This is a genomic window from Pseudomonas sp. BF-R-30 (genome assembly GCF_019956175.1).
Classification (GTDB): Bacteria; Pseudomonadota; Gammaproteobacteria; order Pseudomonadales; family Pseudomonadaceae; genus Aquipseudomonas; species Aquipseudomonas jessenii.
Map to the genome: position 1 here is coordinate 1 of NZ_JAHBDE010000002.1, position 20,961 is coordinate 20,961.

At 57.9% G+C, this 20,961-nt stretch carries 18 protein-coding genes and 2 pseudogenes; 9 read left to right on the forward strand and 11 right to left on the reverse strand.

The window, feature by feature from the left end:
• Positions 1 to 399: 399 nt before the first annotated feature.
• The 3 genes from KGB20_RS00860 to KGB20_RS00870 form a co-directional block, all read right to left on the reverse strand.
• Entirely contained in the window at positions 400 to 2,832 is a 2,433-nt protein-coding gene (locus KGB20_RS00860) for an SAM-dependent methyltransferase (RefSeq protein ID WP_154910508.1), read from the reverse strand.
• A 2-nt stretch (positions 2,833 to 2,834) separates the two neighbouring features.
• Positions 2,835 to 3,578: a protein-L-isoaspartate(D-aspartate) O-methyltransferase gene (locus KGB20_RS00865; protein WP_223531824.1), complete on the reverse strand. Its 744-nt coding sequence runs from the start codon at positions 3,576 to 3,578 to the stop codon at positions 2,835 to 2,837.
• Between the two features lie 244 nt (positions 3,579 to 3,822).
• Positions 3,823 to 4,440, reverse strand: a complete 618-nt coding sequence (locus KGB20_RS00870; protein WP_154910507.1) for a LysE family translocator — start codon at positions 4,438 to 4,440, stop codon at positions 3,823 to 3,825.
• 274 nt (positions 4,441 to 4,714) lie between these two features.
• Between KGB20_RS00870 and KGB20_RS00875 the strand changes: the two genes are divergently transcribed.
• Positions 4,715 to 5,611, forward strand: coding sequence for a LysR substrate-binding domain-containing protein (locus tag KGB20_RS00875; RefSeq protein ID WP_154910506.1), 897 nt, complete (start codon positions 4,715 to 4,717; stop codon positions 5,609 to 5,611).
• Between the two features lie 293 nt (positions 5,612 to 5,904).
• Here the strand turns inward: KGB20_RS00875 and KGB20_RS00880 are convergent, their stop codons facing one another.
• Positions 5,905 to 7,329 carry an amidase gene (locus KGB20_RS00880; RefSeq protein ID WP_154910505.1) on the reverse strand — a complete coding sequence of 475 codons (1,425 nt, stop codon included), beginning with the start codon at positions 7,327 to 7,329 and terminating at the stop codon, positions 5,905 to 5,907.
• A 2-nt stretch (positions 7,330 to 7,331) separates the two neighbouring features.
• Positions 7,332 to 7,922 carry a transcriptional regulator BetI gene (betI, locus tag KGB20_RS00885; RefSeq protein WP_223531826.1) on the reverse strand — a complete coding sequence of 197 codons (591 nt, stop codon included), beginning with the start codon at positions 7,920 to 7,922 and terminating at the stop codon, positions 7,332 to 7,334.
• A gap of 89 nt (positions 7,923 to 8,011) precedes the next feature.
• Here betI and choX point away from each other — a divergent pair, with 89 nt between their 5' ends.
• On the forward strand, positions 8,012 to 8,953 hold the full coding sequence (gene choX / locus KGB20_RS00890; protein WP_150814527.1) for a choline ABC transporter substrate-binding protein: 942 nt from the start codon (positions 8,012 to 8,014) through the stop codon (positions 8,951 to 8,953).
• Positions 8,954 to 9,144: 191 nt separating this feature from the next.
• On the opposite strand, the pseudogene KGB20_RS29190 reads toward choX, so the two are convergent.
• Positions 9,145 to 9,276 (reverse strand): annotated as a pseudogene (locus tag KGB20_RS29190) (IS30 family transposase); the annotation flags it as partial.
• A gap of 322 nt (positions 9,277 to 9,598) precedes the next feature.
• Positions 9,599 to 10,348 (reverse strand): annotated as a pseudogene (locus KGB20_RS29195) (patatin-like phospholipase family protein); the annotation flags it as partial.
• 452 nt (positions 10,349 to 10,800) lie between these two features.
• Here KGB20_RS29195 and KGB20_RS00900 point away from each other — a divergent pair.
• The 3 genes from KGB20_RS00900 to dsdC all read left to right on the forward strand — a co-directional run bounded on the left by KGB20_RS00900 (position 10,801) and on the right by dsdC (position 14,667).
• Positions 10,801 to 12,141: a gluconate:H+ symporter gene (locus KGB20_RS00900; protein ID WP_154910503.1), complete on the forward strand. Its 1,341-nt coding sequence runs from the start codon at positions 10,801 to 10,803 to the stop codon at positions 12,139 to 12,141.
• A gap of 43 nt (positions 12,142 to 12,184) precedes the next feature.
• A complete protein-coding gene (gene dsdA, locus KGB20_RS00905) occupies positions 12,185 to 13,537 on the forward strand; it encodes a D-serine ammonia-lyase (protein ID WP_154910502.1) in 1,353 nt (450 codons plus the stop codon).
• Between the two features lie 161 nt (positions 13,538 to 13,698).
• Positions 13,699 to 14,667 (forward strand): DNA-binding transcriptional regulator DsdC, encoded by a 969-nt coding sequence (gene dsdC, locus KGB20_RS00910; protein WP_154862265.1) that lies wholly within the window; start codon positions 13,699 to 13,701, stop codon positions 14,665 to 14,667.
• A gap of 8 nt (positions 14,668 to 14,675) precedes the next feature.
• Here the strand turns inward: dsdC and KGB20_RS00915 are convergent, their stop codons facing one another.
• On the reverse strand, positions 14,676 to 15,293 hold the full coding sequence (locus tag KGB20_RS00915; protein ID WP_150814522.1) for a LysE family translocator: 618 nt from the start codon (positions 15,291 to 15,293) through the stop codon (positions 14,676 to 14,678).
• A gap of 184 nt (positions 15,294 to 15,477) precedes the next feature.
• Here KGB20_RS00915 and KGB20_RS00920 point away from each other — a divergent pair, with 184 nt between their 5' ends.
• Positions 15,478 to 15,930, forward strand: a complete 453-nt coding sequence (locus tag KGB20_RS00920; RefSeq protein ID WP_090457843.1) for an Lrp/AsnC family transcriptional regulator — start codon at positions 15,478 to 15,480, stop codon at positions 15,928 to 15,930.
• Positions 15,931 to 16,102: 172 nt separating this feature from the next.
• Here KGB20_RS00920 and KGB20_RS00925 read toward each other — a convergent pair whose 3' ends face one another.
• Entirely contained in the window at positions 16,103 to 16,558 is a 456-nt protein-coding gene (locus tag KGB20_RS00925; protein ID WP_154910501.1) for a VOC family protein, read from the reverse strand.
• Between the two features lie 186 nt (positions 16,559 to 16,744).
• On the opposite strand from KGB20_RS00925, the gene arsN2 reads away from it, so the two are divergent.
• The 3 genes from arsN2 to KGB20_RS00940 all read left to right on the forward strand — a co-directional run bounded on the left by arsN2 (position 16,745) and on the right by KGB20_RS00940 (position 18,465).
• A complete protein-coding gene (arsN2, locus tag KGB20_RS00930) occupies positions 16,745 to 17,194 on the forward strand; it encodes an arsenic resistance N-acetyltransferase ArsN2 (RefSeq protein ID WP_150814520.1) in 450 nt (149 codons plus the stop codon).
• 149 nt (positions 17,195 to 17,343) lie between these two features.
• On the forward strand, positions 17,344 to 18,117 hold the full coding sequence (locus KGB20_RS00935; protein ID WP_150814519.1) for a ParA family protein: 774 nt from the start codon (positions 17,344 to 17,346) through the stop codon (positions 18,115 to 18,117).
• A gap of 132 nt (positions 18,118 to 18,249) precedes the next feature.
• Complete coding sequence (locus KGB20_RS00940) at positions 18,250 to 18,465, forward strand: hypothetical protein (protein WP_057715303.1); 216 nt, start codon at positions 18,250 to 18,252, stop codon at positions 18,463 to 18,465.
• Positions 18,466 to 18,666: 201 nt separating this feature from the next.
• Here KGB20_RS00940 and puuE read toward each other — a convergent pair whose 3' ends face one another.
• Both puuE and KGB20_RS00950 read right to left on the reverse strand, forming a co-directional pair.
• Complete coding sequence (puuE, locus tag KGB20_RS00945) at positions 18,667 to 19,560, reverse strand: allantoinase PuuE (protein ID WP_154910500.1); 894 nt, start codon at positions 19,558 to 19,560, stop codon at positions 18,667 to 18,669.
• Entirely contained in the window at positions 19,560 to 20,432 is an 873-nt protein-coding gene (locus KGB20_RS00950) for a GNAT family N-acetyltransferase (RefSeq protein ID WP_154910499.1), read from the reverse strand. The genes puuE and KGB20_RS00950 overlap by 1 nt, the downstream gene beginning before the upstream one ends.
• Positions 20,433 to 20,961: the final 529 nt, after the last annotated feature.

A 20,961-nucleotide genomic window follows, 5' to 3' on the forward strand; every position in this document is an offset into this window, starting at 1 on the left:
TGTAGAACCTTGCTGAAGGGCACCGATGCGATATTGATCAACTATGGTGCCTTAAGCGGACTCACTCAGCGAACAGCCGTCGGCTCTTCGCGCCGACAAGGCCCTAATGCGTTTTTACACACTCTGGGCCGGTTTCTGCCGATCACCACCGGCAGCTATGGGATGAAAGCCACTTCTTACGACTCGACTGCGTCGGCCAAAACCAATTGCTTGCGGCACGGAACCTCTCATCTTTGGCATGACGCACACGTCCACATTTTCAAATGTTTAGCTTCGACGCTGGAAAGGCGTCACCCTCGCGTCTCGACACGGCGAGACGTGTGAACTGCGGCAAGCGGCGTTCCAACAGGCCATTCGTCTCACCAGGGTCTGTTGACGTTTTGCTGCGAACCGCCGCGATCAGGGAAATGCGACCGCCGCCGCGAGATACAGCAGCAACGCCAGCAGCAACAACACGGTGAAGCCCAGGTGGATCGCCAACAGGGTCGCCAGCACGGCCGCCACCACCGATACGCTGGCGTTGACGCCCCAGGCGATCGGCACCAGTGCTTCGGCGCGCGCGGAGACGCGCCCGAGTCCGAGCGGAAACGGCATGCCCATGGCGAACGCCAGCGGCGCTACCAGCGCGGCGCAGATGCCGAACCTGGCGAGGGTCCCCACCGGCGCCAGCAGCTGGAACAATGGGGGCAGGGCGATCAGGTAGAGCAGGGCGATCGCGCAGATCGCCAGGACTGGCCGCGCGAGCGGATGACGGGGCCCCACACCCGTTCCAATGTCCCCCCGCCGCCGACCGGAGTAACGGCTGCCGAGGCCAGCGAAGATCAGGAACGCGCTGAGCGTTACCGCCACCGAATACAACGGGTGGCTGAGGAAAAGGGTGAACTTCTGGATGAAGGCGATTTCCACGAACATGAAGGCGAAGCCGATGGCGGCGAAGTAGGACACGACCCGAAGTTCGAACCTGGCCAAAGCCGCATTCCGAGAGCGTCGCTGGCGCCGCCGCGCCACCCATAGCGGCGCCAGGATCAGCAGCACGGCGGCCACGCTGGACTGCAGCAGCGTGGCGATCAGCACCGGATAGCCCCACTCCAGCATTGACAGGCCGCCCTGCGCCTTCAGCGCCAACAGTTCCGGCAGCGAGCGCCACTTGAAGAAGTGGAAGAAATACGGCCGATCATCCGTAGTCGGACGCACGTCGAACTTGTAGCGCGCCAGGAACTCCGCGCGCTCGCCGGACAGCAGGGCCTGCGCCGCGTCGAAGAACCAGGGCCGGTCGAGCAGGTTGTAGCGGTTCGCCTCGGCCACGGTCATCCCGGGGTAGTAGGCCAGGTCGAAGGAGCGCGCTCGGCAGAACTCCCGCAGCACAGCGATGCCGGCGTCGTCGAAATCCCTGTTGCTGACCAGCAGCGTCGCGGTCTTCCAGCCGCGGATCATGACGATGCGGCGCGCCGCGCTGGCCTGCCCGTCGCGCTCGATGGCCGCGGCCGCGGTGGCCAGCAACCTGGGAACATCGCGGGGCGGCAGGGTGACCCAGCGGGTGATGGCCAGCAGGCCGCCGGGCGCGAGATGGCGCAGGTACTCGGCGAAGGCATCCACCGTGTACAGGTAGTTCTCGGACAGCGCATGCAGGCCGCCCGAGGCAGTACCGAAGGAGTCCAGCAGGGCGATCTGGATCAGGTCGTAAGGCTCGCCGCGCGAAGCCACCAGGCCGCGCGCCTCGCCGATCAGCACACGGACGTTGGGCGCGCTGTATGGCTTGCCGGAGAAGCCGGCGAAGCGGCGCTGGACCAGATCGATCACCTGTGGGTTCAGTTCGATGGCATCCACCGCACTGGCGCCGTGGTAGATCGCCTGCAGCACATCGGCGCCGGCGCCGCTGCCCAGCACCAGCACGCGGGGTTGCCGCAGCAGGTGATAGGGCAGAGCCGAGGTCAGGTAGTCCAGGTAGGCGAGCGGCTCGCGGCGCCCGTCATAGCGGTTCAGCACGGAAAGGCCGTCGCCGTCGGTGAAGACGGCCAGTTGTGCGGGCGGTTCCTGCGTCGCGTTGAGGCTCAGGCCCGGCGCGTGGCGCAGGGGAATGCTCGGGCTGTCGACGACCGTGAGCAGGCCCAGCGGACTCCAGGTCTGGGTGATTGCGCGCGCATCCTTGATACGCAGCGTCTGGCTCAGTTCCTTGTACTCGGAGGGCGACAGGGCGATCCAGCGCCCGGGCACGCTGGCCGGTACCGCGACTGCCGCCGCCAACAGCAACGGCGCGAGCCAGTGCCTATGCCCCGTGCAAGCCATGCTAGCCAGCGCCCCGGCGGCGATGCCGGTGCCGCCCAGCAGCCGCAGCGCATCGACGGGCGTCAAGGCGAACAGCGCGGCGACGATCGCAAGGCTGCCCACGCCGGCGCCGAGAATGTCGAAGGCGTAGATCCGGTGAATCTGTTCCTGAAAGCAGGTGAAGGTCAGGCAGATGCACACCGCCGCGCAGAAGAACGGCACGAACAGCAGCAGGTAGATCATCAGCAGGCGCGCCGACTGCCGCGCGTCCCAGAGAATCTCGAGGGGATTGAACGGAACCTGCTGGGCCAGGCTGAAGCAGGCGATGGCGCTCAGCCCGAACAGCACCGCGCCGCCGATGAACACGCCATGGAAGCGCGGCGCCAGCACAGGCCGCGCCAGCGCCACGGCGGTGCCGGCAGCTCCGTAGCCGAGCAGCGCGACGCTGATCATCATGTAGGCGAAATGGTGCCACTGGACGATCGAAAGCAGTCGCAGCAGCAGCACCTCATAGCCGAGCGCGGAGGCAGACAGCAGCGTCAGGGCGAGCAATGGCGGCGAATGCATGCTCAACCGCCTCCGACCAGCGGCACGAAGCGCACAGGCAGTATCTGCCGGGTGGACACACTGCCATCGCCGGCCTTCTCGATCAGCAGCAGGTACTGGATCATGAACGGCGCGCCGACCGGGATTACCATCCGTCCGCCGGCCTTGAGCTGGGCGATCAGTGGCGGCGGCACATGGCTGGCGGCGGCGGTGACGAGGATGGCGTCGTAAGGCCCGTGCTCCGGCCAGCCGTGGTAGCCATCGCCCAGCCGGGCCTGCACGTTCGCATATCCCAGACGGCCCAAGCGCTCCCCGGCCTGCACTGCCAGCGGCTCGATGATCTCCATCGTGTAGACCGCCTGCGCCAGCTCGGCGAGGATCGCCGCCTGGTAGCCCGAGCCAGTGCCGATCTCGAGTACCACGTCGCCGGGCCCGACCTGCGTCAGGTCGGTCATCAGGGCGACGATGTAGGGTTGGGAGATGGTCTGGCCGTAGCCGATCGGCAGCGGACGATTCTCGTAGGCGTAGGGCACCTCGTCGGGCGGGACGAACTTATGGCGTGGCACCTTGGCCATCGCGGCCATCACCGGCGCGGCAAACTCGACCCTGCCGGTTTCGTCGCGGGTGACGGATGACATGTTGGCGATCTCCCGCACCATGGCGTCGCGCAACGGCGCGAACGGGTCGTCGGCATGCAGGCCGGCAGATGCCAGCGCCAGAGCGATGGCAGGCGCCAGGATGCGCGTCAGGAGCATCACCGGCTTCACAATGACTCCTCCGCCTGAGGAATAGTCGAATCGTATGGCCGGCGGGCTGACTCGGCAAGCCGGGGGTGCCGGCGACCAAACCAGGCTGCGGCGACTGCCCGGGAAAATATCGCAACCCGTAACTGCACTGATAGCACCCAGCCAGTTCAAGCGGTGATTCAAAAGTGAATGCGATTGTCAGCTGGTGGCCGAGTGCTGCCTATAAGGAGCCCTTCGCGCTGACCTCATAACACTCCCTCCGACACTAACCTCCAACCCCTGGAATGACCAGAAGCGCCGCCAAGCCGATCAGTGCCGTGCCAATGAGTCTGTCGATAACCTGCTGCTTTTCCAGCATTCGCCGGCGCAACGCTTCAGCGGAGAAAAACAGTGCCACGAAACTGAACCACGCCCAATGGGTGAACGACATAAACAGGCCGTACGCAAAGTTTGCGGTTAGCGATCTGTCTGTGTGCACCACTTGGCTATATGTCGCCACCACGAACAACATGGTTTTAGGGTTGAGCGCGTTAGTGAAAAAGCCAGTACGAAATGCTTCCCAGGATGAAGGGGCTGAGGCGTTGGCGCCACCAAACGTCAACGAAGAAGTATTGGTCAGGGACTTGATACCCAGATATATGAGGTATCCGGCACCCAATAACTTCATTGCCATGAACAGCAAGGGTGATTGAGTGAAAATCACTGCAGCGCCGAACACTGTGTAGAAAACGTGAATCTGGACGCCACAGGCGATACCCAGTGCGGCCATCAAACCGCTGCGTCGTCCATATGCATAACTGTTGCGGGTGACCATGGCGAAGTCAGAGCCGGGGCTGATAACTGCCAGGATGGAAATGGCAGCAACTAGAAGCAATTCGTTCATGAAGACTCTCCGGCGCAATGGATGCCCATGCCGCGAACGGCAGTAATTGCATTTGCGCTACGTTTTTGCACAGATTGAGGGTGGGTGGCAGCTTCACTTGCTCGCGGTACTTACATCACCCAGTGGTATTTGGCTTCGCATGGCATTCATGCAATGCCTCTAATCATTGATGGTTGTGCGTGCAGATGGGGCGAATGGAGGTCATGATGGAGAATTGCCAGCGATAAAAAAAACGATTTATAGTCGTCGAAACCTGTGAGTAATCATCGTCAATATGAATTTGCCTCCTTTGGCTGCGTTTCGTTTTTTCAACGTTGCGGCCCAGACTCAAAGCTTCGTGAGAGCCGCTCAGCAGCTGCACGTCACCCATGGCGCAGTCAGCCGCCAGGTTCGATTGTTGGAGGAGGCAATAGGGGTCGAACTTTTTGATCGGCGCAACCGTGCGATCTTTCTCAACCGTGCCGGCCGCCTTCTGTACGACGTTACCGGGCCCATGTTCGAACAATTGGAAAGTGCTGTTTACCGGTTGCAGGGAGAAGTCCGCGAGGACGTACTCGTACTATCGTGTGAACCCACCATCGCAATGAAATGGCTGATCCCGCGACTGCCCGACTTCCATGCCGCTCACCCGCACTTTCAAGTCCAACTGCTGGCGGCCGGTGGTCCTATAGACTTCGCGCGCTCAGGTGCGGATCTGGCCATCCGGCGTGATGATTTTCACTTGGATCAATCAATCCACAGCGTGACGATTTGTGAGGAATGGATTGGACCTGTGTGCACCCCGTCCAATAGTCCCGATAAAAGGAAATCGGAAGGAGTGCGCTTGCTACGCAGCCAGACACGCCCGTTGGCCTGGGACAACTGGCTGCGCCTTTCGGAAATGGCTATGCCTAATGCTGGCTCGGTCGACTATGAGCATTTCTATCTGTGTATTCAGGCAGCAGCTGCGGGGTTGGGGATCAGTGTGGTGTCCTTTCTCATGGTTCAGGATGAACTCAGGTCCGGACAACTGATCGCACCGTTTGGCTTTATCCAGGACGGGTCGGCCTATTGCCTGCTGTCACCCAGGCCTTTTGAGGAGAGTGCCAAGTGCACCGCTTTCAGGGATTGGGTCACAAAGCAGATGGGCATATGCGCAAAGCAGATCAAAAGTGATTTGGGCCGAGCGTGAGTAGTGCGAGCGTCTTTTTTGCACGCGGCTATGTCACTGAGCCCTGAATTTTTTGCGCAAAACACGGATTGCGCACACAGGCGTGAACTTTTCTGCGGTGGAAACCGAAGCTGACTTTCTCAACAGAATCGACCCAAATCCGACACTCATAAAATTCTCCTTCTGCTCCGTGAAGCAGCCAATCACGTCAGGCAACGAACCAATAGCTGCCTGCAGGAAGTGTCTATAGAGTTTGGGTCAATTCAGCGAGCCAGCGACAACGCGCAGAAAATCTGTCGTAGTTCAGCGCGTGATCATGCTTTTGCAAACAGGGTGGTTGCTAACAAGCTCCGTTCAACTTCACTTGCAAGTCTAAGGATGGTTTCCTCGTCACCAAATTTGCCAACTATCTGCATCCCGATTGGAAGGCCGTTCTCCATGATCCCGACGGGGATACTGATGGCTGGCTGGCCGGTCAAGTTGAAAACCTCGGTGAAGGGAGAAAATGCGTAAGCGTTTTTATACCACTCGTCCAGGTGCCGTTCTCCTGTGGCGACAAAACCACCAATCAACGGTGGAGCAAGCGCCACTGTTGGTGTGATGAGGACATCGATATCGGTGAAGCTATCGGCCATATCGTGGCTTACTTTGTTCTGGGTGGCCCGTGCATGGTGTACATCCAGTGCCGTTCTCTGAGTCGAGCATTTGTAAAACTCATAGGTAATCCATTCAACATCTTGTGCCGAGATCGGATATCCGCGAGTTTGGGCTTTGTGTTCCATCAAGGCCTCAATTTCCATCTGCCAGAATAATGCAGCAGCTGCACCGGCTTTGGTCATGTCTGGCCAATTGAACGGGCGTAATTCATGGCCGTCTTTACTTAAAAAATCCACAGCATTCAATATGGCTTTGTGGATGGCCTCATCGATACTCGAGCCATCTGGACGGGCACAGGCAAAGGCGATTTTGAGTCGTGGCGACCTCGTCTTCAGGCATTCGAGCCAAGAGGGAGGGGCGGGGGGAGCAGCATAAGGCGCGCCTGGTTCATAGCCAGACAGGACATCCAGCAGCAATGCGCTATCGCGGACGGTCCTGGTCAGTACATGCTCGGAATCGAGGCCACCAACAAACTCGCCGACATGAGGACCTACAGGGTTGCGTCCCCTGCTTGGCTTCAGCCCAACCACACCACAAACGGAAGCCGGAACCCTGATCGACCCGCCACAGTCGGTGCCGTGTGCAACTGGCACCATGCCTGCGCCCACGGCACAGGCGGATCCTCCACTTGATCCACCAGAAGCGTACTGCGGATTCCTGGGGTTTCGACAAGGGCCTTGCCATTCAGGCTCTGTCACAAAGTCTCCTGCAAACTCAGGTGTTTTGGTTTTCCCGAGAATGATTGCCCCGGCCTTGCGCAATCGACTCACAAACTCACTGTCGACCTGAGCGGGGGCGGCATCTTCGTACAATCGCGAACCGTGCCTGGTTGCAAAGCCTTTTACATCGATATTGGTGTCCTTTATCAGGATCGGTATACCTGCGAGTGGTCCTGCCTTGGGATCTAGCGCCGCTCGTTGCGCGCCTTCGATATCGATTGCAACGACCGCGCCCAAGGCAGGGTCCTGGATTTCAATTTCTCTGGCTGCCAGGTTGACCAGCTCCAGCGGAGTGACTTCACCGGACTTCAACCGTTGAACGAGGCCCACGGCATCAAGACTTTTAAACTCTTCAGGTGTCATTTCTACGCCTCCAGATCATAACCAAGTACGTTGTTGAGGAACTCGTAAGCCAAACGACGCGAATCATCGATCGTGTCCGGGTTGCAATCGACCGCAGCCCTCAACCATAAACCGTCGATGAAGATCGCGATCATCTGCGCCTTGGAATGGGCTGTTGCCTTGTTCATGCTTTTTGACAAGGCATGGAAAAGTAAGGAGTGGCTCCTGCGCGCAACGATGTTCTGTACCCGCTGCAATTTGGGGGACTGCGGTACTTGAGCCCAGAAAGCGAGCCAGGCCGCGACATTGTCTCGCGTCAGGTTCAAGGCACTGACGTTCCCGTCCACAAACGCGAGAACACGCTCAGCGGGTGTTGCGGACATGCGCAGGCGCGCAAAGATCTCAGCATTTATGCGTTTGTTCAGCTCTCTCAAGGTGGCTTCAAGCAAAGCATTCTTGTCCGAGAAATAGTGGTGGACGATGCCGTTGGCCAACCCCGCACGGGCGCTGACCTGAGCCATGCTGGTACCCGCCATGCCTTGCTCACCAATGAGGGTGAGCGTCGCCTCAACGAGCTGCTTCCTTCTGATTTCCTGCATTCCGACCTTTGGCATGGGGGGTTCTCTTTTTTCATTGGACACTCAATGAAAAAAAAGTTATCACTAGATTCTCCAAAAAACAAGAGAACGCAAGGGGATCCGGTATGAAAAGCAGTGCTATCGGTTGTGCCGTGCTGTTGATGACATTCCAGGGGATTGCCGGCGCCGCGGACCCTGTGGGGTGTCGCGCGCCTCAGTTCGCAGAGGTGGGATGGACCGACATCACGTTGACGACGTCTTTGACCACAGCAGTATTGGAGGGACTGGGCTACGCCCCAAAAGTCATAACGTTATCGACGGGAATTGCCTACAAGGCGATGGAAGGCAAGAGTATCGACGTGTTCCTCGGAACATGGGATCCCGCATTGATCGAGGCGGCTCAGCCTTACTACAACAACAAGTCGATTCAGACTGTGCGAGTGAACCTCACGGGTGCAAAATTTACCTTGGCGGTTCCGCGATACGTCTATGAGCAAGGCGTAAAAAGCTATGCTGACCTGGACACTTACAAGTCAAAGTTTGGCGGGAAAATCTATGGAGTAGAGCCAGGCGGAAACAAACCGATCCAGAACCTCATCGCGGATAACGCGTATAACCTGGGTAGCTGGAGCCTGGTTGAGTCCAGTGAGAAGGGCATGCTGACACAAGTCGGCAGGCAAATCAGAAAGAACGACTGGATTGTGTTTCTGGGCTGGGCACCTCACCCAATGAACAAGAATATTGAACTGGAATATTTGTCAGGTGGTGACAAGTACTACGGAGCAAATTTCGGCGCATCGTCGGTGCGGACCGACGTGCGTACGGGATATCTGGACGAATGCCCTAACGTGGGCCAGCTCCTGAAAAATCTGGAGTTTTCCATTGATGCCGAAAACACCATGATGGACTACGTGATCAATGGTGGCCTTGACCCACGCTCTGCGGTAAAAAAATGGCTGAGTGCCCATCCCGAATGGCTTGATAGAACGTTGCTTGATGTTCAAACAGTGGAAGGTCAACCTGGGCTCGCGGCGGTAAAGTCTTATATGGATACTGCGTCCAAATAGACGACACTTCTCAACAAATTGAATCTCTCCGGGCTCTATAGACCGGGAGCATCCTTATCAGCGCAGCGCCTAGGCCCCATGTGCTAGGCGCGAGCGGCGTATCGATCCGGCTACCGCCCAACCGCAATGTCCAATAATGAATTCCCCTTGGGGTTTCAAACACTTTTGACAGTCTGCTCTTGGCTGTGGATTCAACCGATCGATGCAACAGATTGGCTAAATCGTTCAGCGGGTGTTTCGTAGTTCAGAGTTTTCCGAGGGCGGTGATTTATGCCACGGATAGCCCTTCGCGCTGAGTTGAAAGGCGTAATCGAATAAACGCTTCATGTACTCGCCATCGAATTTCCGATTGTGCGGAAAGTAAAAGTCGGAACCAATGTACGCAAGATTGAAATCCGCTCCATCCTGCTGCGCCATACGGTAAATTCGCTCCAGGTCGCTGATCCCCTGAGTTTGAATCAATGCACTGATGGCTCGACCGCCGATGCTCAATGTACGGCGTTTTGTCCCGGACCATTGCGGCTCCAGTGTCCCGTTACGAATGACATAGAAATGCCGTTCGAGTCGCAAAGGTGCTCCGGTGGCTCTGTTCAGCGCCATCTTTGTGCCAGGTGGGTAAAGGAACACCTGAGTGATTACCCCACCGTCCACGTGCATTTCCTGAAACTGTTTGCCGTCAACGTCTACATCGATCATGACGGGTGAGACGGCGCCGGGAATACTCATCGACGCGATCATGATGTTGCGGAAGAGGTCGAGCGCTCCCGGTGCTTCGCTTGCGGCAATAGTGCCCATGTTCCAAGTGACTGGCCGCCCTGAATCAAGGTCGGTTGTGCCGATCAGCAGGATTCGCCCTTTGGCGTATTCCGACGCAATCGCCGCAAGAATTTCCGCGGTGATGTACTTTGTGATGAGCCGCGACAGTGGCTTGCTGTCCGCTATACCGTCGCTGGCAAGACGGGTCAGCACGTTTCGCGAATGAAAAACGTCTTTTGGACCGATGGCGTTGGCGATATACCGAATGACTTCGTCGTACTCGGATCCCAGGTAAGCGAACGGGGCGACCAGGGCGCCCGCGCTAATGCCCGTGACGACCTTGAACATGGGGCGAGTCCCATGCGTGGTCCACCCCGTAATGAGTCCTGCTGCGAATGTGCCTGCGTCACCGCCTCCCGAAACTGCCAGCATATTTGCCAGCGGCAGGATGTTGTTCGGTTTCCCTGCCTTGGCGAGAGCCTCGCTCTCGCGTTTGTTGCCCTCAGTTGCATCCTGAATGAACAGAGTCAGGTCGTGGTCCAACCAATAGCGAGCATTGGGAATGCCAGGGATGACCGCTTTTTCCGTTAACGTTTGCGGCACAGCATCACGGCGTGGCAAGCCCCCTTGCAGGAACATGTTCAGAGTCGAGGCGCCAGGACTGAGCGCGAATGGTTTCAAAACGCCTCCTCCGGCCCCTGCAGTCGACAGCAAGCGCGCTCATCGTACTCGAGAAAGTCCTTACCCATGGTGCCCGAGATGTCTACACGCCAGCCGACTGCGACACATCATTCGAACGCCAGCCAGCTCATTTTGCGCTCCTTGACATGATAAAAAAACTCATTGGCCCCGTGCTTCAGGTTCACTTGGCCTGCGAGGCTTGCTTCCAGGCTTTGATAGCCTCCAGTCCCTTGTAGATATGGCTCGAACTTTCATCACTTCACGCCATGCACTCACCATAGATGACCTCATGTCATCCATCCCTTGAAAATCCATCCTTTGTCAGGTCCCTGTGTTGCGCTCTCTAATGCCGAAAAGCTGAGTGACCAAGATCACTTGTTTCAACAATAAAAGCTCTTTCAGGAGATTGTATGCACAGTGGTCCCACTCTATTGGTGGTGTTGTTTTCCGCCATCATTCTGATCGTTTTTCTAATCGTCAAAGTGCGTGTCCACGCATTCCTGGCCTTGACCGCAGCGAGCTTTGTGGTGGGCATCGGTTCAGGCATGCCACTGGCGCAAATGGCCTCTTCCTATGAAAAAGGTGTCGGTGGAACACTCGGATTCCTGGCAACGATCATTGGCCTTGGCGGCATACTCGGCAAGATGCTGGAAGAATCCGGTGGCGCGGAGCGCATTGCCCAGACGCTATTGAGCACCCTGGGTAAAGAGCGTGCCTCATGGGCCATGATGCTAGTAGGGTTTATCGCGGGCATCCCGGTGTTCTTCGAGGTTGGATTCGTTCTGCTGATTCCCCTGATCTATGTGGTCGCCAAAGAGACCCGGATCAACCTTTTGTACCTGGGTGTGCCCTTGGCCGTGTCGCTGATGGCGGTTCATTGCATGTTGCCCCCGCACCCTGCCGCGATGGCCATCACCGGGCTGCTGGGCGCCGATGTCGGCAAGGTTATTGTGTATGGCCTCATTATCGCGCTGCCTACCGCCATCATCGCCGGGCCGCTGTGGATCAAGCTGGTCTGCAAGAGTGAAGCGCCTGACACTCAAGAAGCTTTTCTGGACGAACATTGCGTTGACAGCGCGACCCGGGACTTGCCAGGCCTTGGCTTGACACTGCTGACCATCCTGCTGCCACTGCTGCTGATGGTCGGCAAAAGTTTTGCGGCCGGACTGCCCCATGACTCCGGGCTCTTCAGTATCGTTTCGTTCCTGGGCACGCCGCTGATAGCACTGTCCATTGCTGTGGTGTTCGCTTACTGGGCGCTGGGTTTGCGCCGCGGCTTATCAATGCCTGACTTGCTCGCGCACACTCAGAAGAGCTTTCCTCCGCTGGCCAGCATTCTGCTGATCATCGGTGCCGGTGGGGCATTCAACGGCATCCTGGTCGACAGCGGCGTGGGTAACGCGCTGTCCGGTTCGTTGACGCAATTGAATATGAATCCCATCGTCCTGGCGTGGTTGGTGGCAGGGCTGATGCACTTCGCCGTCGGTTCAGCAACGGTGGCAATGATCAGCGCCGCCGGCATGGTGATGCCGATGCTGAGCGCTCATCCCACCGTGAGTAAGGAAATTATCTGCATTGCCATCGGTGCCGGCGCCATTGGCTGGACCCATGTGACGGACTCGGCCTTCTGGGTGGTCAAGGAGTACCTGGGTGTCTCGCTAGCCGAAGCGTTGAAGAAATTCACCTCGGCCACCGTACTGGCTTCATTGATCGCGCTGGGCCTGACCCTGCTGCTGTCGCAATACGTTTGATTCAACCCGTATTTTCCGCCTGATTGTTTAAAGGGACCACGCCATGATTTTGGGCAAGACACTTGAAAGCTGGTACGCCAGTTATCCTTTGATTCGCGAACTGGTCGCGCTGCAAGAAACCACTTGGTTCAACCCTGCCGTGGCCCCGGTCGCGGAATCGATTGGCGATGTGGGGTTGACGGCCGCAGACGTCGCCGATGCCAGCGCGCGACTGACGCGTTTTGCTTCTTACCTGCGGCGCGCGTTTCCGGAGACGGAGTGCAGTGGCGGCATTATCGAATCGGACATTCTGCCCGTACCACACCTGCAGCAATTGCTTGGCGAGCGCTACGGTCAGGCGTTGCAAGGGGCGCTGTGGCTCAAGCGGGACAGCCATCTGCCGATTTCGGGCTCCATCAAGGCGCGCGGTGGCATCTATGAAGTGCTCAAGCATGCCGAAGACCTGGCGTTGGCCGCGAATCTGCTAACGCTTGATGACGACTACGCGGTGCTGGACAGCGATAAGGCGCGTGCCTTTTTCGGCCAATACAAAATAGCCGTTGGCTCGACCGGCAACCTTGGCATGTCCATCGGCATCATGGGGGCGGCATTGGGTTTCCAGGTGACCGTGCATATGTCGGCGGATGCGCGGCAATGGAAGAAAGACAAGTTACGTTCACACGGCGTTACCGTTATTGAGTACTCCTCCGATTACAGCGTGGCCGTCTCGCAAGGCCGTCAACAAGCGGAGTCCGATCCAGCCTGCCATTTTGTGGACGATGAAAACTCGGTCAACCTGTTCCTGGGCTACTCGGTGGCTGCCGAGCGCCTGAAAAAGCAATTGGCAGCGGCTGACATCACCGTGGATGCGCAACATCCATTGTTTGTTTATCTGCCCTGTGGGGTGGGTGGCGCGCCTGGCGGCGTGGCCTTCGGCCTGAAGCTAGCCTTCGGCGACGCTGTCCATTGCATCTTCGCCGAGCCCACACACTCGCCATGCATGATGCTGGGCGTCTATACCGGCCTGCACGACGAAGTGAGCGTGCAAGACTTCGGCATCGACAACGTGACGGCTGCGGACGGCCTCGCCGTCGGGCGCGCTTCAGGTTTTGTCGGCAAGGCCATGCAGCGCTTGCTTGATGGTTTCTACACGGTCAGCGACGAGGAAATGTACAGTTTGCTGGCACTGATGGAGCGCAGCGAAGGTGTGCGCCTCGAGCCATCCGCGCTCGCCGGCGTGCCCGGCATTGCCAGAGTCCAGGCCGACCAGCAGGGCTACCTGGCGCGCGCGCGCCTGGACCGTCAGGCCATGGTGCAAGCCACCCATCTGGTTTGGGCAACGGGCGGCAATATGGTGCCTTGCGACGAGATGGAAGCTTATCTGGCCAAGGGCCGTGAATTGCTCGCCAAAGGTTAATCTGGCCTGAATGGACCCCAATTGCCTGGACTCGACAGAGTTCTCGCTGATTTAAGCCTGAACCGGATGTGGCAAGATCAACGTCTTGCCACATCCGTTACGTTTGCCCGCTGGAAATGCGTACAACGCAAGGCGGCTTTTGGGTTTGAGGGAAAACAGTCGTGCTCAACCTTCCTCCACGTATCAGCTCCAGGCTCAACAGCAGCCAGTTCGCGAACCTTCACACCTTTTTGGTTGCCGCTCGTCATCTGAGCTTCGCCCGTGCGGCAGAGGAGCTGTGTTTGACCGCAAGCGCCGTGAGCCACCGTATAAGTCGTCTGGAAACCGCCTTATCCATGAAGCTGTTCCAGCGCCTGACCCGGCAGGTCAGCCTGACCGACGAAGGCGAGCGTATCTTCGAAATACTCCAGAATGCGATGGGAGAATTGTCCGAGGCACTCGAGCAATCGTCACAGGCGGAAATTGCCGGCTCGATCGCGCTCTATGTCAGGCCTTCCATTGCCCAATGCTGGCTGGTTCCCAGGCTGGCGGATTTTATCGAGCGATATCCCTTGGTGTCATTGGACCTGCGGGTAGGCAATGACAATGTCGACTTTCGAACCCGTAAAATCGACTTGGCCCTGTACTACGCCAATGGCGAGTTTCCCGGGTTGACGAGCCATCGGTTGATGCGCGAGCGGCTGGCCCCGGTGTGTAGTCCCGAGTATGCGCGACGCCACCGCCTGGAGGAGAACCCGGACAACTTAAGGAACTGCACAATCTTGCATGACTCCCTGGCGTGGGATCATGCGGCCTATGATGCCGAGTGGACGCTTTGGGCAGAGCAACACAACATGCTCGCGGCACTTCCCAAACGTAGCTTGACCTTCGATCGCTCTGATTTATGTGTGACCGCAGCCATGAACCACGCCGGCATTGCGATTGGCCGTCAGCAGCTTGTGCAGAAGCGGGTTGATCGCGGCGAGCTCGTCCTGCCGCTCGCTGAATTCAGCCGCTCAGGCCGCTACGATTACTATCTGGTTCACCCGTCGCTCGGCACTATCCCTAAGCGATTGCTGGTTTTCATGAACTGGCTACGAGAATGCGCACATCAATCATCACCTCTGGATGAGAACGACGACCTGTCCTGATGAGGCAATCAAGCCGGCATCTGTTCGGTAAACAGCGTCACGGCGATGATGATCATGATCGCTCCGGAGAAACGACTGACCCACTGAGCGGCGGCTGGGCGTGCCTTTAGAACAACCTGTGAGCCAAAACCGACCAGCAGATAAATAACGCCACAACTGACGGTGTGGACGAGCCCGAGCGCAATCATCTGCGTCGGTACAGGCCAGGGGGCAGTGGCATCGGCAAACTGGGGCAAGAGCGCCAGGAACAGCAGGAACACTTTCGGATTCAAGCCGCTGACGCAAAGCCCCTTGAGCGCCCAGCGCAACCATGAGCCTGACGCCTGAACTTCATCGGTGTGGGGTGTGGAGGGACGGATGAGCATGTTGATGCCCAACCAAAGCAGGTAACCCGCCCCGGCCACCGTCAGCACTGACATGACCCCAGGATGGTTGGCGACCAGGGTGCCGACACCAGCGGCTACCACCAATGTGGCAATCAGGTGGCCGGACAGCAGTCCGCCCACAGCCGGTATGACGACGCGATGCTTCAGGCCAGCGGATATCGCGTAGGCCCAATCCGCTCCGGGCGTAACGACGAACAGAAACGACACCGCCCAGAAGGCAACAAAGACACTGAAGGTCATGGCGTCACCCACGCCCGTTTATCAATCATCGCGTTATTCATCATCCCGCCTCTCATAGGCCGCCCCTCTTGTTTCCTGAAGAGGAGTACGGCTGTTAATGGATGGGGGAAGATTAATGAAATGTTGTTAGAATTAACTTTCAAATGTGGTCGTATTTTCGTCGCAGTGAGGGAGATTATTCTACGTGGACAGAACTGACCGGAAGATTCTTGCCGAGCTGCAAAAGGATGGCCGTCTTTCGGTCACTGAACTTGCCGAACGCGTCGGCTTGAGCCTTTCACCCTGTCATCGGCGAGTGCGGGCACTGGAGGACTCCGGTGTATTGCTGGGCTACCGTGCGCAGCTTGATCCCGGTGCACTGGGCCTGAATTTTTCCGCAATGGTATTTGCCACGCTCCGCGAGGGTGACCGGCAAGCCGTCGAGGCGTTCGAGGCGGCGCTCATTGAAATACCTCAGGTGGTCGATGCCCAAAGGTTGTTTGGGGAGCCGGACTACCTGCTGCACGTCATTGCCCAGGACTTGCCCGCCTTTCAAAGGCTTTACGATGAGAGCCTCTCGACATTGCCTAATGTGCAACGGCTCACCTCGACCCTGGTCATGAAGCGGGTCATTCAAGACAGACCGCTACCTTTGTGATCGGCGCGGCACATCTTCTGTTTATTTCAGGATTTTGTGGGGGGAGGCTGCTTCTGACCGGTTCTGTTGAAAAAGTGGTTCCCCTGTCTGTCAGTACAGGTGCTTCTCGGGCATGCGAAAAATGGGTATGACCGTTGAATCCACAGCAAGCAGACGTTTATCGCCGCATCACTCAGGCAAAGGCAGCTTCTACAAATGCCTCTAGCGCCTCTTCTTCCAGGATTTCGATAGAGAAGTGCCCGAAGCGCTTGGGCAACCAGATAATGCGTGTCCCGGACGGGGATTGCAGGTTCGCGCGGGCCAATGGCTTTCCGTTTTCGTCTTCTGGCTGAACACCGGCGACCATCAGTTCGTCATAGGCCTTCTCGATGTCCGGCGTCGAATAGCAGTGGCGATAAATCATCCCTTCACCCGAGGAGTCCAATAGCTCCCTCAGGTTACCGGCCAACGGCTGTACTAACATGAAACGCTCTTGACCGATCAGCGCAATCGCGTAGCGCACGTGCAGACCACCTCGCTCCCAGACGAGCGTTTTGGAGATCTTGGCGTTCAGTATCTGTACGTAGTAAGCACAGGCTTCGTCGAGATTCTTGACCAGTACATCGATGTGACTGAACTTCAGTTCCATTGCATGCCTCCTGCCGACCCTGCGTCCTATTGACCATGGATGAGAAATGGGTACCGATCTTGAGAGTGCTCAATCACAGACCGAGGTCAGCATGCCATTAACCGCTCTCTTGCGTTGCAGTGATCTTGTCGACACCGGTAATTACTACCGTGAAACTCAGTGAGTCAGCAGCAAGGGTGGGCGGCAATGCAGGCAAGAAAAGTAGGGCCGAGTGATCTGGATCATCTGTGTAAGTCATTAAGCCAGGCAGGGCTGCCCTTCAGTGATGTCAGCGAACCAGATCGACAGTTTTACCGGTTCGAAGTGGATGGGGAGTGGGTGGCTTATGGAGGGCTCGAAGGTGCGGGTTCCGATCTGTTGCTTCGCTCAATAGTCGTTTGTGAGACGCATCGTGGAGAGGGGCTGGGTAAAGCGGTGTTGTCTGAACTGGAACGCTATGCAGTCTCTCAAGGCGCAGTCCGATTGCACCTGTTGACTCAAGGCGCTGCTGGTTTTTTCTCTGCCAATGGATACGAACTGCTTGGCAGGGACGAGGCGCCTGCGGCTATCACCCAGACAGTTCAATTCAAGCATTTGTGCCCTGCATCGGCGAACTATCTGCGCAAGTTGCTTAACGGTCCCCCTTGTACTGATTAGTCATTGATGTGCATCAGCACTCCGAGTGATTGAAGCTGGCCTGATGGACTGGCTGTCGTAAAACTGTAATGTTGCGGTCATAGAATTGAAATGACTACTTAGATTTTCTTCAGTTGGCCTTAGGCCACTTTCATGGATGAGCAAGCCCGATGCGTCGTGTCGTATTCAATCAGAAAGGTGGTGTTGGAAAATCCAGCATCGCCTGCAATCTTGCCGCTGTAAGTGCTGCCGAAGGTTACCGAACGCTGCTGGTTGACCTCGATCCCCAGGCAAACTCGACTCACTACCTCACGGGACTACTCAACGAGCGCATTCCCGCAGGCATAGCCGATTTCTTCAAACAGACACTGTCCAGCGGCTTCGAAGGCAGAAGGAATCGAGTGGCCATAACCGAGACCCATTACGACAACCTTCACCTGGTGGCTGCCAGCCCTGAACTCTCAGACATTCAGGCAAAACTTGAGAGCAAGTTCAAGATCAACAAGCTACGCAAGTTATTGGTTGAGCTGTCCGGGGACTATGAACGCATCTATATCGACACACCTGCGTCGCTGAATTTCTACACATTCAGTGCACTGGTGGCTGCCGATCGAATACTGATTCCATTCGATTGCGACAGCTTTTCTCGTCAGGCGCTGTATCGCGTTCTCGCGCAGGTAGAAGATCTACGTTGTGATCACAACGAATCACTGGAAGTGGAAGGGGTGGTGGTTAACCAGTTCACTGGGCGCACTGGCATGCACCAAAGTCTCATTGATGAGCTGTTGGCAGAGGGTTTACCTCTGCTACCGGTTTACCTGAGCAGCTCCGTCAAGATGCGTGAATCTCACGAAGTTTCAGTCCCTCTCGTCCATTTGGCTCCTCGCCACAGGCTTTCGCTGGAGTTTGTTGGCTTGCTGGATGCCCTGGAGCGGGCCGCTTAGCTTCATCACTGATGGATTCGGCTAGCGTCGACTCAGCCGGAGTCGGTGATTCAGAACCCGTTCGTGCAGCTGAAACACTGGCGAAACATTCCAGCCTTATGATTCGCGTCACTGAAACCTGGGGGGTTGGAGATGAATCGGCCATCAAGAAGCATGCGTAAACTGCTCGACTCCGTCGCAACCAATAATGAGGTAGCGGCGCTTGATGTGATGCGCGCAGCAGAACAGCTCCAGGACGAGGTGCTTCGTCAGCGGTTGCTCAACATGATTCACCAGCTCAACCGCGATGCCAATGACTTGCGGATGGCGCGCGACGATATCCAGGGCGGCACCATAAAGCTCGCATGACCAGTCATCTCTTCTGGATTCAGCCGGTGGATCCCGCCACCACCGCAGCGAAGTTGTTCATTGTGGATTAGCGGATTGAGGTGTTGAACCGCATAGCGCGCCAACCCGATTTGTTTGTAGCCAGCACGGTCGCGTACTGGGGGTCGAAATATATTACCACTTCATTGAGCGTGGCTCAGGCCGTCCCTAGCCACTTATCACTCAGGCGGGGAATTGGGCAATCCAGTGCCTGGCAATCTCTTCGCGCCGGCAGATCCACACCGCGTCGTGGCCTTGCACGTAATCCAGAAAACGCGCCAGCGCCATCGCACGACCAGGATGGCCACTGATCCGCCCATGCAGACCGACGCTCATCATCTTCGGGTGGTGCGCGCCCTCCTGCCACAGCAGGTCGAAAGCATCCTTGAGCAGCCGGAAGAAGTCTTCACCGCAGGCGAAACCATTCGCCAGCAGATAGCGGGCGTCGTTGTTGACCAGCGTGTAAGGGATCACCAGGTGGGCTGGCGAGCCCGGGAGCCAATAGGGCAGGTCATCGTTGTAAGCGTCCGAGCTATAGAGAAACCCACCTTCCTCACGCAACAGGCGGCGGGTGTTCTGGCTGACCCTTCCTGTGTACCAACCTGTGGGGCGTTTACCGCAGATCTGCTCGATCACGTCGAGGGTGAGGCGGATATGGCGCCGCTCCTGGTCTTCAGGCATGTCGCGATAGTCCAGCCAACGGTAACCATGCCCGGCAATCTCATGTCCGGCAGCGCAGAGCGCATGGCCAATCGCCGGGGTGAGTTCCAGTGCCCGGCCGACAGCGAAAGCGGTCAGCGGCAGGCCTCGGGCGTTGAACAGCTCCAGAATGCGCCACACACCTGCGCGCGATCCGTATTCGTACATGCCCTCTACGCTCAAGTCCGGTTCCCCCACACGCGGCGGACGGCCCGGTAGCTCGTGAAGCCAGGCCTCCGACTGTGCATCGCCATTGAGGATGCATGACTCCGCGCCCTCTTCGATGTTGAGTACGAACTGGACCGCGACGCGCGCCCCACCGGGCCAGCGCGGGTGGGGTGGGCAGCCGCCATAACCGATGAGGTCGCGAGCGGACATCAGCCCAGCTCGAAAGTCGTGACGCCGAACACACGTTCGTGCGTGATCGCCGGAGGAGGGCCGAGGTACATGCGTGCGCAGCCGAAAACTTCGATCATGCCCTGTTGGTGCACGAGCGCCATCGCGGCGGGGTTGTTCTGCGGGGCATCGAGAAACAGCGGGCCACCCTGTGCAAATTCCGCCAGGCGCGCGTAGAGAGCATTGGCTGCCAGGGCGTCATCGGCGAACAAGGGGCCGATCTTGCAGCCTTCCCGGCATCGCCTTACTACGCCATAGCCGCTTAGCCTGCCGTCGCGCCGGCAACCCACGGCGAGTGCATCGGCTTGGGCTATCCACCCGCTCAGGAAGGTTGCGCGCGCGGCGGGGAAGCAGGTGCGGTCGTAATCGACAACCTGATCGAGCGGGAAAGTGGCCAGTGGGACGATGTCCTGGTCGTCTGATTGCGAGGTCGCCGGGCGTTCGGTGATCTCGGCACGAAAACGCATGTTGCGATGGGAGAAGACGAAACCGCCCTTGGCGTAGTAGTCCTGCATCGCGAAGACGCCGTCCATGCCGATGCTCGAGCCTGGGCGCAGACGGGCGAGGAGTCGCTCGCGGCGTGCGTGCCAGAGGGTATTGCCCAGACCTTGACCGCGATATTCAGGCCGGACGATGAAAAAGCCCATGAAACCGAATTCGCCATCGTAGGAGGTGATGGCACCGCCGCCGATCAATTCGCCGCCCCGGGACGCCGCGATGAAGGCGGCAGGGTCCGTCGCCCAGAATAGCTCGGCATCGTGAAGACCGGGATTCCAACCCTCATGGGCAGCCCAATCGACGAGCTCGTCCAGCTCGGGACGGGTCATGTTGCGTATGACCAGCTGATTCGACACCGCGAAGTTCTCCTCAGTCGTTAATCGAGCGTGTGGTCCATCCCCACTCTGAACCCTTTCGGTATAGCTTCAACCCGAGTTTTGATCCAGGTCGACATGTCACCTGCGGAACATGTTCGTCGCCTTGTACTGTCCTGAGCGCGAGGCCCGGTTGCTGTCAGCGAGGGTGGAACATGCACTTGCAGGAGATTGAAAATCGCCACTCACCTGGTAGTGCCGGTTGCGGACCACTCGCAAGACACGCTCGATTAAGTGACCAGGCAGCTAAACGGCCGCCCTCGGAAAACACGAAACTACGAAACGCCCGGGGAACGATTTAGCCAATCTGTTGCGTCGACCGGTTGAATCCACAGCCGTTTTGCGCCCTGCGTGAATAACAGCAACAGATCGTGCCTGGATGTTGGGGGTGGTAAAAAATGGTACTGGTCGCGACGGTCGTTGCAGCAGGAACTTCAGGGTATTGGCCAGGTCAATAGCGGCCCTGTATCGCAAATGCCGAGCAGCGTTGTGGTCTGTTTTACGGCAGTGC

Bases quoted from the DNA above. Each gene is read 5' to 3' on its own strand.
- KGB20_RS00860 (WP_154910508.1), bottom strand. From the start codon at position 2,832: ATGCATTCGCCGCCATTGCTCGCCCTGACGCTGCTGTCTGCCTCCGCG.
- KGB20_RS00870 (WP_154910507.1), bottom strand. From the start codon at position 4,440: ATGAACGAATTGCTTCTAGTTGCTGCCATTTCCATCCTGGCAGTTATC.
- KGB20_RS00875 (WP_154910506.1), top strand. From the start codon at position 4,715: ATGAATTTGCCTCCTTTGGCTGCGTTTCGTTTTTTCAACGTTGCGGCC.
- KGB20_RS00880 (WP_154910505.1), bottom strand. From the start codon at position 7,329: ATGACACCTGAAGAGTTTAAAAGTCTTGATGCCGTGGGCCTCGTTCAA.
- betI (WP_223531826.1), bottom strand. From the start codon at position 7,922: ATGCCAAAGGTCGGAATGCAGGAAATCAGAAGGAAGCAGCTCGTTGAG.
- choX (WP_150814527.1), top strand. From the start codon at position 8,012: ATGAAAAGCAGTGCTATCGGTTGTGCCGTGCTGTTGATGACATTCCAG.
- KGB20_RS00900 (WP_154910503.1), top strand. From the start codon at position 10,801: ATGCACAGTGGTCCCACTCTATTGGTGGTGTTGTTTTCCGCCATCATT.
- dsdA (WP_154910502.1), top strand. From the start codon at position 12,185: ATGATTTTGGGCAAGACACTTGAAAGCTGGTACGCCAGTTATCCTTTG.
- KGB20_RS00915 (WP_150814522.1), bottom strand. From the start codon at position 15,293: ATGACCTTCAGTGTCTTTGTTGCCTTCTGGGCGGTGTCGTTTCTGTTC.
- KGB20_RS00925 (WP_154910501.1), bottom strand. From the start codon at position 16,558: ATGGAACTGAAGTTCAGTCACATCGATGTACTGGTCAAGAATCTCGAC.
- arsN2 (WP_150814520.1), top strand. From the start codon at position 16,745: ATGCAGGCAAGAAAAGTAGGGCCGAGTGATCTGGATCATCTGTGTAAG.
- KGB20_RS00935 (WP_150814519.1), top strand. From the start codon at position 17,344: ATGCGTCGTGTCGTATTCAATCAGAAAGGTGGTGTTGGAAAATCCAGC.
- KGB20_RS00940 (WP_057715303.1), top strand. From the start codon at position 18,250: ATGAATCGGCCATCAAGAAGCATGCGTAAACTGCTCGACTCCGTCGCA.
- puuE (WP_154910500.1), bottom strand. From the start codon at position 19,560: ATGTCCGCTCGCGACCTCATCGGTTATGGCGGCTGCCCACCCCACCCG.